Origin of the sequence: Kitasatospora putterlickiae (assembly GCF_039527695.1) — a bacterium.
GTDB lineage: Bacteria > Actinomycetota > Actinomycetes > Streptomycetales > Streptomycetaceae > Kitasatospora > Kitasatospora putterlickiae.
In genome coordinates, this window is record NZ_BAAAKJ010000404.1 from 5,286 (window position 1) to 15,678 (window position 10,393).

Below are 10,393 nucleotides of genomic sequence, written 5' to 3' on the forward strand. Positions count from 1 at the left end.
GCCGGCGAGGCGGCGCGGACCGAGAACAGCGAGAGCGTGGAGACGGGAGCCCTGGCATGAGGATCGAGAAGTGGGTGGTCCGGGAGCACCTGGACGGTGTGCCCGACGTCAACCGGGTCTACGAGAAGGTCGTGGAGGACGTCGAGGTCGACCTGCGGCCGGACGAGATGCTGTTCCGGACCAGGTACGTCTCGGTGGACCCGTACCAGAACGGGCTGGCGCTGGAGACCCCGGTCGGACACCACATGGGCGCCGACTCGATCATGGAGGTGGTCGAGGCCGGGCCGGAGGCGGCGTTCGCGGTCGGCGACCTGGTGCAGGGCTTCGGGGGCTGGCGCACCCATGTCGTCCACAACGGCGCCGAGGAGCTGTGGACGACCGGCGCCTTCCCGATGGTCTTCCCGGCCTACCGCCGGCTGGACCCGTCCTGGTACGACGAGCGGCTGCCGCTGTCCACCGCGCTCGGCATCATGGGCGCGCCCGGGATGACCGCCTGGGGCACGCTCACCCGCTTCCTGGAGGTCCGCCCCGGCGACACCGTGGTGATCAGCGGCGCGTCCGGCTCGATCGGCACCCTGGTGGGCCAGTTGGCGAAGCGGGCCGGCGCCGGCCGGGTGGTCGGCACCACCGGCTCGCCGGGCAAGGCGGAGTACCTGCGCGAGCTGGGCTTCGACGAGGTGGTGCTCTACGCGCAGGGAGACGACGCGGAGAAGGCCCGGCAGGCGCTGCTGCTCGCCGCGCCGGACGGCGTCGACCGGTACTTCGACAACCTGGGCGGCACCATCACGGACGCGGTGTTCACCATGCTGAACGTGGACAGCCGGGTGGCGGTCTGCTGGCAGTGGGCGACCACCGTGAACGGCGAGCTGACCGGGCCGAGGCTGCTGCCGTACATCATGTTCCCGCGCACCACGATCCGCGGGATCTTCGCCCAGGAGTGGTTCACCGAGCCGCTGTTGGCGCAGATGCACCGGGAGCTCGGCGGGCTGGTCGGCAGCGGGGAGATCCGCTACCACCAGACTGTGCACAAGGGGTTCGACGCGATCCCGCAGGCCTACCGGAGCCTCTACCTGGACCGGGGGGCCAACCGGGGCAAGGTGCTGGTCGAGGTGTGAGCCGCTCCGTCGGCGGGAGGGGTCGGACCCTCCCGCCGACGGCGGTTCACTCGTCGTCGAGGTCGAGGCCCTCGGGGCCGCCGGCGTCGGAGCCGTCCGGGGTGCCGGTGAGCGCGTACCCCTGGCGGCGCGCCTCGTAGCAGGCCACCGTGGCGGCGGCCGAGACGTTCAGCGAGCCGACCCGGCCCAGCTGCGGCACGAACACCACCTGGTCGCAGAGACCGAGCGCCTCCGCCGTCACCCCGCGGTCCTCGTGGCCGAGGACGAAGGCGACCGCCGGGGTCAGCTCGGCGGCGAACATCGGCACCGCCTCGTCCGCGAGCTCCAGGCCGACCACCTTGAAGCCGTCGGCCTTCGCCGCCGCGATCGCCTCGGTGACGGTGGGGAAGTGCTCCACCTTCAGGTACTTGTCGGTGCCCATCGCCGCCTTCTGCGCGCCGGAGGAGCGCACCGACGGGGTGTCACCGGTGAGGTAGAGCTTCTCCGCGCCCATCGCGGCGCCGGTGCGGACGACCGAGCCGACGTTGAAGGGCGACTGGAGGTTCTCCAGGATCATCGCGAGCCGGAACTCGTTGCCACGCCGCCACGAGCGGTGCAGCCGCTTCAGTTCGGTCCCGCGGAGCTGCTTCACGACGTCGTCCCTCGTCCACTCTCGGGGCCCTCGCCCGCCGTCGGGCGGGGCCGCGCTTCCAGAATCCGGAACCCGTTGACCGAGGTCAGCCGGGTGGTCGGCCAGCCCTGCTCGTTCAGCCACTTCTGCAGCGAGTCCGAGCCGAGGTGCTTCTGCACCACCAGGAAGGCGGAGCCGTCCGGGGTCAGCCGCCCGAGCCACTGCTCCAGCAGCCGGCGCAGCGCCGCCTTGCCGATCCGGATCGGCGGGTTGGAGTAGATCGCCGCGAACCGCAGGTCGGCGGGGACCTCCTCGGGCAGCGCGGCCTGCACGTTGCCCAGCTCCAGCGACTCGGCGTTGTGCCGGACCAGCTCCAGGGCGCGGCCGTTGACGTCCACCGCCCAGACCGGGAGCCGCTTGCGGCGGCTCGCCCAGGTCAGCGCGATCGGGCCGTAGCCGCATCCGACGTCCAGGATCGGGCCGCGCACCCGGGGCGGTGGCGCGTGCTCCAGCAGGATCCTGGTGCCCGGGTCCAGCCGGGTGCGGGAGAAGACGCCCGCGTCGGTGGTGAGCTCCAGGGTGAGGTCCGGCAGGGTGACCGTGATCGGACGGCGCTCGCTGGCGACCTCGGGTGCACCGGTGAAGTAGTGCGAGCCGGACATGATTTCCCCGTCGTTCGGAAGGGCCTCGGGGCCACCGGGAGGTGTGGGTAAGCCCTGCTGGTACGGCTCCGATCGTACCCCGGTGGCCGGGAGGCCCGTTCTGCCCGCGGGGGCGGCGCGGTCGCGCTCGCCGTGGACGCCCCGGGGGTGCGATTCCGGCCGGTTTCAACGGGCCGATCCGGGTAGGAGGCAACACGCCGACGGGCCGGTGGCGCTTCGCGCCCGGGCGGCGGCCGACGGATACTGCCAGTACCCCACCGGGCAGTCGCCATCGGGTCGGAAGAAGCCTCCGAGGAACCTTCGAGGAACGAGGACGGACGCCATGCCGCAGGACCACGAGGACTACCTGGACGAGGTCGACGAGGTCGACGAGGCCGCGGAGCCGGACGAGCGGACGGCGGAGGACGAGTACGACGAGCTGGCCGAACGGCGTGCGCTCGGCGCGGACCCGGCCACCGACGTCGCGGACGTCGCGGAGCAGAGCCGGATCGTCCCGCTCGACGAGGACGAGTACCGGGAGTAGCCCCTGCGGGCGGGAGGGGCCCGGCTCAGAGCGCCCCGCGGCGCTGGAGCCAGCTGAACGCCGCCCAGCCCGGGAGCACCGGAAGCAGGAGGGTGAGCAGCCGGAAGAGCGTGACGGCGGCCACCGCCCCGCCGTTCTCCATCGAGGTCAGGTTCGTCAGGCCGGTGATCAGCGCGCCGTCCACGAAGCCTGCCCCGCCCGGGGTCGGCGCGGCGTTCCCGGCCGCGTTGCCGACCAGGAACACCACACCGACCGCCGCGAAGCCCGGCTGCTGCCCGACCGCCCTGGCGCAGCAGTACAGGCAGGCGATCAGCGTGATCGACACCAGCAGCTGCCCGGTGAAGCCGACCGCCAGCCGTCCCGGGTTGCGCAGCAGCTCCACCAGCCGGGGCAGCACCTCGGTGGTCAGCGGGCGCAGCCGGGCGGCCAGCCAGCGCCGGGTCACGGGCACGGAGGAGACCCCGGCCAGCAGGGCGCCCGCCACGGCGAGGCCGCCGACCACGAACGGCAGGGCGTCCAGCTCGGAGTTCTCGGTCTCCACGCCGGTCAGGTAGAGGAAGGCGCCGACCTGGAGCAGGTGCAGCACCAGGCCGAGCAGCTGTCCGACCCCGACGCTGGAGAGCGCCTGCGCGGTCGGGATGCCGGCCCGCTGGAGGAATCGGGTGTTCAGGGCGACGCCGCCGACCCCGGCGGGGGAGACCAGCTTCACGAAGGAGCCGGCGACCTGGACGAGCACGGCGTTGCGGAAGTTCAGCCGCTCGGGGACGAAGCCGACGAAGCCCATCGCGCCCATGACGTGGCTGACGGCCGCGGCGAGCAGGGCGAGGACCAGCCAGAACGGGTCGGCATCGGCGACGGCGGCGATCGGGTTGCTCTCGGTCGCGAAGAACTGCGGCAGCAGCAGCCAGCCGGCCACCAGGCCGCCGCCGACGGCGAGCAGGGTGCGGGGGCGCAGCCGCTCCAGCCGGACCGGCCGGACGGGGGCCTGCGGGCGGCTGCGGAGGACCTCGGCGCGGATCCGCTCCAGGAGGTCGGGCGCGGGCGGCGCGGTGGCGGTGGCCAGTCCGGCCCGTTTGAGGGCGTGCCGGGTCTCGCGGGCCAGCGCGATCGGCTGGAGCAGCGGCAGCGCGGCGGCGACCGCGTCCGGGCCGAGCACCGTCACCGCGGCGCGCACCGACCGCTCGGCCCCGGTGCGCAGCGCGAGCGTGGTGAGCAGCTGGGCGATGTCGCTGCGCAGCACCAGTTCGCCCGCCGCGATGTCGCCGTCCGCCAGGTCCACCAGGTGCACCGCGCCCGCCGCGTCGACCAGCAGCGCGGAGGGCACCAGCGCGCGGTGCGCGATCGCCCGCCGCTGGAGCAGGGCCAGCTGGCCCCAGGCGTCGGCGAGCAGCGCGTCGGTGAGCTCCTCGTCGGCCAGCTCGTCCAGGGTGCGGCCGGGCAGCCGCTCGTAGGCGACCACCGCGGTGTCCGGGCCGAGTTCGGCGGTGGCGGCGATCCGGTGGGTGCGGACCCCGGCGGCGACGGCCGCGTAGGAGACCAGGGCCTCGTGCTCCAGCCCGGTGCGCAGCGAGCGCAGGGCCCGCGGGTGCGGGGCGGTGCGCAGCCGCAGCCGCCGCCAGGCGCGCTGCACCAGGGCGGCGGCGACCGCCTGCCGGTCGAGCAGCTGGACGTCCAGCTCGGGGCGCCCGTCCCGCTGGCCGACCAGGTAGCGGTCGTGGCCTGCCGGGGTGGCGGTGACCGGGCGCAGGCCGGCCTCGCGCAGGGCGTGCAGCAGCTGGGCGGGCCGGGGGCGCGGGTCCGGGGTGCCGACGGCCCAGCGGGTGCCGTGGGCGGCCGTCCAGCCGATCAGCACCCCCAGCAGCAGGGCGGTCGGGGTGGCGGTCCCGCCGGCGAGCCCGGCCAGCGCGGAGAGGGCGAGGACGATCCACGGCACCCGCCGTTCGCGGGCCGCGGAGGCGGTGAGGAAGGCGAGGACCGGGGCGAGGTAGCCGTACACCGGCTGGGTGCGGGCGAGCGGGTCACCGGGCAGCGGCTGGGTGAGCGCGGTGACCAGCGAGAACGGCGCGGGTCCCTCGATCCACAGGTCGACGGCGAGCGAGGCGCCGTACGCCAGGACGGCGGCCAGCACACCGTCGGCGAGCTGCTGGAGGACCTGCCGCCGGTCGGCCGCGGTGCGCAGCAGCCGGTGGGCGGCGGAGAAGCCGGGCAGGAGCAGCAGCGCGGCGGTGGTGAGGCCGGCGACGACGCCGCCCAGCGGCTGCGGCACCAGCGCGGCTGCGGCGGCGACGTCCTCGGCGAGGCCGCTGGTGGTGGCGCGGGCGCAGTCGGCGAAGAGCAGGGTCAGGGAGATCACGGCGAGGCCGGTGAGCAGCCGGATCAGTGCCGCGGGCTGCCGGATCCGCCCGGTGCCGGATATGCCGGGCGGAGGGGGGTCTCCCCTGTCACCGGTCGTGTCGCCGGCCGTCTCAGCGGTCCTGCTCCCCGTTGCGTTCGCCACCTGGGCATGCTCCCACGTGCCCCCGGGTGCGTGTCGGGGAGCGGGGCGGGCCCGGCGTCACTACTGTGCGTCCCATGAGCGCCTGCGAAGACCTCGCCGCCGCACCCCGGGACATCGCGCCCCTGCCGCCCGTGGACGGCTGCGCCGACTGCCTGGCCGAGGGGCGCCGGGACTGGGTGCACCTGCGGCTCTGCCTGGACTGCGGCCACATCGGGTGCTGCGACTTCTCGCCGCGGCGGCACGCCACCGCGCACTTCCACGACAGCTCGCACCCGGTGATCCGGTCCTACGAGCCGGGGGAGGACTGGCGGTGGTGCTTCGTCCACGAGCTCATGGGGTGACCGGGTTGACGTTCCGGCGGCCGTGGGTTGAGGTGTAATCCCCGACCGATCGGGACATAACGCCCGTGCGGCCTCCGGCCGGGCTCCGTCCGCCCGGAGGCCACCGAAGGGAGGCCGACGATGACCGAGCGAACAGCGGGAAGCCCGTCCAGGCTCCGCGGCGGTACCCAGGAGCTGCTGGAACGCCGGGGCATGGCGACGACGCCGGACACGTTCCCGCCACGGCTGCGCACCACGACCGCGCGGTCCGCCGCCGGTGCCGGGACCACGGGCGCCGTCCCCTTCCGGCACGGCGGGCGGGACGCGGAGACCGCCGTCCCGCACACCGCGCCCGCGCGGCACGCCGAACTCAAGGGGCACCGTCACCGCGGCGCCGAGAAGCACAGCGCGCACTGAGCGGCCCCCCGCCCCGCCTCCGTTCCGAGGCGGGGCGGGGCGGGTGTCAGAGCTCCGCGGTACCTTTCCCGGTGATCGACGACGGCGGGTGAGCGGGGGCGCGGACGATGACCGAGCTGATGACGGAGGAACCGGTCGAGCTCCAGTTGGAGCGGTACCGGACGGAGCTGACCGGGTACTGCTACCGCATGCTCGGCTCGGTCTTCGAGGCCGAGGACGCGGTGCAGGACACCATGGTCCGCGCCTGGCGCGGGTACCGGGGTTTCGAGGGCCGCGCCGCGCTGCGCTCCTGGCTCTACCGGATCGCCACCAACGTCTGTCTGGACGCGCTGAACGGCCGCAACGCCCGGGCCCGGCCGATGGACCTGGCGGGCCCGTCCACGGTGGCCACCGCGACCGACGCCCAGCTGCCCGAGGTCACCTGGATCGGCCCGACGCCGGACGGCCGGGTGCTGCCCGAGACCGGCGACCCGGCCGAGGTCGTCGCGCGGCGCGAGTCGGTGCGGCTGGCCTTCGTCGCCGCGCTCCAGCGGCTGGCGCCCCGGCAGCGGGCGGTGCTGATCCTGCGCGAGGTGCTCGGCTGGCGGGCCAACGAGGCCGCCGAACTGCTCGGTGTCACCGTCGCCTCGGTGAACAGCGCGCTCCAGCGGGCCCGGGCCGTGCTCGCCGCCGACCCGGCCGCGTCCCGGCCGGCGGCGTCGCTGGACGAGGACCACCGGGCGCTGCTGGCCCGGTACGTCACCGCCTTCGAGGCGTACGACATGGACGGCCTGGCGGCGCTGCTGCACGAGGACGTCACGCTCAACATGCCGCCGTTCGCGCTCTGGCTGACCGGGCACGCGGACATCCGGGAGTGGATGCTCGGCCCCGGCCACGGCTGCCGGGGCTCGCGGCTGGTGCCGGTGGAGGCCAATGGCGGCCCGGCGTTCGGCCAGTACCGGCCGAGCCCGGACGGCGGGCACGAGCCGTGGGCGCTGATCGTGCTGGAGGTGTCAGCGGGCCGGATCACCGGGCTCACCAACTTCCTGGACACCGACGCGCTGTTCCCGCTCTTCGGCCTCCCGCCACGGCTGGCGGCCGGGGAGTAGCCCTGCGCCGTCCTCCTCCTCGACGGGGAGGACGGCGGCCAGCCCGCTGAACGCGAGCAGTTCGCGCAGCGGGCCGTTGGCGTTGCGCAGGACGAGGCGCACCCCGTGCCGGGCGGCGGCGAGCCGCAGCCGGGCCAGGGCGTCGACGACGGCCAGGTCGGGGGCGGTCAGGGCGCCCAGGTCGCAGCTCAGCGGGTGGTCGGCGGGGGCTTCCGGTTCGGTCTTCACGGAGGTGAGACCGCCGTGGCGGAGGAGCCTCATCGGCCCGCCGGGAAGATTCCGGAAAAACTTTCGCCGGAGAGCGATGAGTTTTCGACGAGCCTCCGGTCTACCCCTCGGAAAGCGCGGCACCGGGCGGCGCGTCCACCGAACAGAGGGAACCACCACCATGACCGAGAACCTCGGCACCCTGTCCATCGTCCGCGAGCTGCCGGCCACCCCGGCCGAGGTCTTCCGGGCGTACGTCGAGCCCGAGCGGTTCGTCCGCTTCTGGGGTCCGGTCGGCACTCACGTGCCGCTGGACACCGTGACCATCGAGCCGGAGGTGGGCGGGCGCTTCGACAGCACGATGGTGATCGAGGCGACCGGCGACCGCTACCCGCTGCGCGGCCGGTTCACCGCGATCCGCGAGGGCGAGATGCTGGAGTTCCTGGAGGAGGGCGTCGGCCTCACCGGCCGGATCACCCTCACCGACCTCGGCGACGGCCGCACCCGGGTGCTCATGGAGCAGGAGAACGTGCCGGCGATGTTCCTGGGCCCGGAGGCGGAGGCCGGCCACAACTCCAGCTTCGACCGGCTGGTCGAGCACCTGACCGTCCAGGGCTGACCGCCCGCCCAGGGCTGACCGGGCCGCGGGCCGGCGGGGCGCCGGGGGCTGGCAGAGTGGGGCGCACGTTCGTTCCCGCGCCCCAGGAGGCCCCGCCGTGTCGGTCGAGCCGTTGAAGTCCCGTGAAGAGTGGCTGGCCTCGCTGCCGCGGATCTACGCGGCGGCGGGGTGCGTCCTGCGGGACGCCTCCGGGCGGATCCTGCTGGTCAAGGCGGGCTACCGGGAGTACTGGCAGTTCCCCGGCGGCACCATCGACCTGGGGGAGGGGCCCGCCGAGTGCGCGGCCCGGGAGCTGCTGGAGGAGACCGGCATCGTGCGGGAGGCCGGAGACCTGCTGGCCATCTCCTGGACCCATCCCTCGGACGAACTCGACCACCCGGCCGAGCACTTCCTCTTCGACTTCGGCACCGTCCCGGACGGCACCCCCGTGACCGTCCCGGCCGGCGAACTGGACGACCACCGCTGGGTGGGCGACGCCGAGGCGCTCGAACTGCTGGGCCCGGCCCGGTCGTCACGGCTGAGCGCGGCCCTGGAGGCTAAGACGGACGGGCGGGTGCGGATCGTCACCACCCACGTCTCCGGCTTCTGACCGGTTCTCCGGTGTCCCGGGGCCGCGCCCGTCCCGCACGGCCCCGGAACGGCTTGTTCAGCCCTGCTGGTCCTTCTTGCTCGACGCGATGAAGGCCTCAAGCAGCTCGGTGACGAACCTCTCCGTCTCGGCCTTCTCCACCCCGAGGTCGTCGAGCACCCCGGCGCCGTTCTCCAGCTCCAGCAGGGCGAGCAGGATGTGCTCGGTGCCGACGTAGTTGTGGCCGAGCTTCAACGCCTCCCGGAAGGTCAGCTCCAGGGCCTTCTTGCCCCGGGCGTCGTACGGGATGAGCCCCGGCACCTCGGCGACCGGGGCCGGCAGCGCCGCCGTGGCGGCCGTGCGCAGCGCCTCCGGGGTGACGCCCTGGGCGGCGAGCGCCCGCACGGCCAGGGCGTCGGGCTCGGCGAGCAGGCCGAGCAGCAGGTGCTCGGCGCCGATCTCGGCGTTGCCGGCCTGGCGGGCCTCCTCCTGGGAGGCCATCACGACGTTCCGGGCCCGGTCGGTGAACCGGCCGAAGCCCTGGCTCGGGTCGAGGTCGTTGGGGGTGGCCGGGTCCTTGGGCACGAAGCGCTTCTGGGCGGCCTGCTTGCTGACGCCCATGCTGCGGCCGATGTCGGTCCAGGAGGCGCCGGAGCGGCGGGCCTGGTCGACGAAGTGGCCGATGAGGTGGTCGGCGAGTTCATCGAGGTGGTCGGCCGCGATGACGGCGTCCGAGAGCTGGTCGAGCGCGTCGGTGTGGAGCTTCTTGATCGCGTCGATCAGGTCGTCGAGGCGCAGCGCGGTGGTCTTGGGAACGATCGGATTCTCCATAGCGTCAACCGTAGGTTGTCGACCCGAGGGTCGTCAACCATCGGTTGACGCTAGGGAGGGTTGAGGTCCTACCGCTTCTCCCACACGTACGCCGCCGAGACCGGGTGGCTGCGGTACTTCGCCCACTTCGGCTTGAGCGCGATCCACACCTCGTCCACCACCGCCTCGCGCATCTCCACCAGCGTCCAGCCCGCCGCCAGCCCGGCCGCCAGGTGGTCGGAGACCAGGTGGACGTGGGTGGTGATGGCGACGTCGGCGCCGTCCGCGCCGGTGAAGTGGGTCGGCATGCCGGCGGCCATGATGAAGTACGGGTGCAGGCCGACCAGAACGCAGTGCCCGCCCGGGCGGGCCAGCCGGAAGGCCTCGCGGTAGTACGGGCCGAGGTCGGCCAGGTGCTCGTCGATCAGCGAGGAGACCACCAGGTCGTACGCGCCGGCCGCGAGCCCGGTGTCGGCGACGTCGGCCTCCGTCAGGCCGTCGTGGGCGCCCCGCGCCTCGGCGCGCGCCAGCATCTCGGGCGTGAGGTCCACCCCGTCCAGCACCAGCCCCGCGCCGGCCCGGCCGCGCAGCCACGCGCCCGTCCGCCCGGTCCCGCAGCCGAGGTCGGCGGCCCGGCGGACCTCCGCCCACCGCGGGGTGTCCAGCCGGTCGAGGACGGCGAGATCCATCGCGTCCTCGACGGTCTGCTCGTACGTGTCGACCCAGCCGGCGTAGCCGGTGCGGACGTCCACGGTGGGGTAGCCGCGGGTGTCGAAGTCGGAGAAGTCCACCATGCCCGGCAGTATTGAGGGCCGCCGCGCCGGCCGCGAACGATTATCGGCGCGCCGGCTTGAGCCTGTCGTGGCTAACGGTCGAAGCCGAGCGGGTCGTAGCACCGGTGCGCCCCGGTGCGCCCCGGTGCGCCCCGGTCCGCCGCTCGGAGTCCGCCGGAGCGGC

General features: G+C 74.2%; 13 protein-coding genes. 7 read left to right on the forward strand and 6 right to left on the reverse strand.

Annotation, left to right across the window (positions count from 1 at the left end):
• The first annotated feature begins 56 nt into the window (after nt 1-56).
• On the forward strand, nt 57-1,115 hold the full coding sequence (locus ABD308_RS34390) for an MDR family NADP-dependent oxidoreductase (RefSeq protein ID WP_344343764.1): 1,059 nt from the start codon (nt 57-59) through the stop codon (nt 1,113-1,115).
• 46 nt (nt 1,116-1,161) lie between these two features.
• Here ABD308_RS34390 and ABD308_RS34395 read toward each other — a convergent pair whose 3' ends face one another.
• The gene (locus ABD308_RS34395; protein ID WP_344343766.1) at nt 1,162-1,746 is read right to left on the reverse strand and encodes a TrmH family RNA methyltransferase; all 585 of its coding nucleotides are present in this window, start codon (nt 1,744-1,746) and stop codon (nt 1,162-1,164) included.
• The gene (locus ABD308_RS34400; protein WP_344343768.1) at nt 1,743-2,387 is read right to left on the reverse strand and encodes a class I SAM-dependent methyltransferase; all 645 of its coding nucleotides are present in this window, start codon (nt 2,385-2,387) and stop codon (nt 1,743-1,745) included. Before ABD308_RS34400 ends, ABD308_RS34395 begins: the two co-directional genes overlap by 4 nt.
• Before the next feature lie 322 nt (nt 2,388-2,709).
• On the opposite strand from ABD308_RS34400, the gene ABD308_RS34405 reads away from it, so the two are divergent.
• On the forward strand, nt 2,710-2,910 hold the full coding sequence (locus ABD308_RS34405) for a hypothetical protein (protein ID WP_344343770.1): 201 nt from the start codon (nt 2,710-2,712) through the stop codon (nt 2,908-2,910).
• A gap of 25 nt (nt 2,911-2,935) precedes the next feature.
• Here the strand turns inward: ABD308_RS34405 and ABD308_RS34410 are convergent, their stop codons facing one another.
• On the reverse strand, nt 2,936-5,407 hold the full coding sequence (locus tag ABD308_RS34410) for a lysylphosphatidylglycerol synthase transmembrane domain-containing protein (protein ID WP_344343772.1): 2,472 nt from the start codon (nt 5,405-5,407) through the stop codon (nt 2,936-2,938).
• A 74-nt stretch (nt 5,408-5,481) separates the two neighbouring features.
• Here ABD308_RS34410 and ABD308_RS34415 point away from each other — a divergent pair, with 74 nt between their 5' ends.
• The 3 genes from ABD308_RS34415 (at nt 5,482) to ABD308_RS34425 (ending at nt 7,232) form a co-directional block, all read left to right on the forward strand.
• Nucleotides 5,482-5,748, forward strand: coding sequence for a UBP-type zinc finger domain-containing protein (locus ABD308_RS34415; protein ID WP_344343774.1), 267 nt, complete (start codon nt 5,482-5,484; stop codon nt 5,746-5,748).
• 120 nt (nt 5,749-5,868) lie between these two features.
• Nucleotides 5,869-6,144 (forward strand): hypothetical protein, encoded by a 276-nt coding sequence (locus tag ABD308_RS34420; RefSeq protein WP_344343776.1) that lies wholly within the window; start codon nt 5,869-5,871, stop codon nt 6,142-6,144.
• A gap of 119 nt (nt 6,145-6,263) precedes the next feature.
• A complete protein-coding gene (locus ABD308_RS34425; RefSeq protein ID WP_344343778.1) occupies nt 6,264-7,232 on the forward strand; it encodes a sigma-70 family RNA polymerase sigma factor in 969 nt (322 codons plus the stop codon).
• On the opposite strand, the gene ABD308_RS34430 is transcribed toward ABD308_RS34425, so the two are convergent.
• Nucleotides 7,137-7,460 carry an STAS domain-containing protein gene (locus ABD308_RS34430; RefSeq protein WP_344343780.1) on the reverse strand — a complete coding sequence of 108 codons (324 nt, stop codon included), beginning with the start codon at nt 7,458-7,460 and terminating at the stop codon, nt 7,137-7,139. The two genes, ABD308_RS34425 and ABD308_RS34430, sit on opposite strands and share 96 nt — an antisense overlap.
• 160 nt (nt 7,461-7,620) lie before the next feature.
• Here ABD308_RS34430 and ABD308_RS34435 point away from each other — a divergent pair, with 160 nt between their 5' ends.
• Nucleotides 7,621-8,058, forward strand: a complete 438-nt coding sequence (locus ABD308_RS34435) for an SRPBCC family protein (protein ID WP_344343782.1) — start codon at nt 7,621-7,623, stop codon at nt 8,056-8,058.
• Nucleotides 8,059-8,155: 97 nt separating this feature from the next.
• Entirely contained in the window at nt 8,156-8,647 is a 492-nt protein-coding gene (locus ABD308_RS34440; RefSeq protein WP_344343784.1) for an NUDIX domain-containing protein, read from the forward strand.
• Between the two features lie 57 nt (nt 8,648-8,704).
• Here ABD308_RS34440 and ABD308_RS34445 read toward each other — a convergent pair whose 3' ends face one another.
• Together ABD308_RS34445 and ABD308_RS34450 are read right to left on the reverse strand one after the other, a co-directional pair.
• On the reverse strand, nt 8,705-9,457 hold the full coding sequence (locus ABD308_RS34445; protein WP_344343786.1) for a Clp protease N-terminal domain-containing protein: 753 nt from the start codon (nt 9,455-9,457) through the stop codon (nt 8,705-8,707).
• A gap of 68 nt (nt 9,458-9,525) precedes the next feature.
• Nucleotides 9,526-10,230: a class I SAM-dependent DNA methyltransferase gene (locus ABD308_RS34450; protein WP_344343788.1), complete on the reverse strand. Its 705-nt coding sequence runs from the start codon at nt 10,228-10,230 to the stop codon at nt 9,526-9,528.
• Between the last annotated feature and the right edge of the window lie 163 nt (nt 10,231-10,393).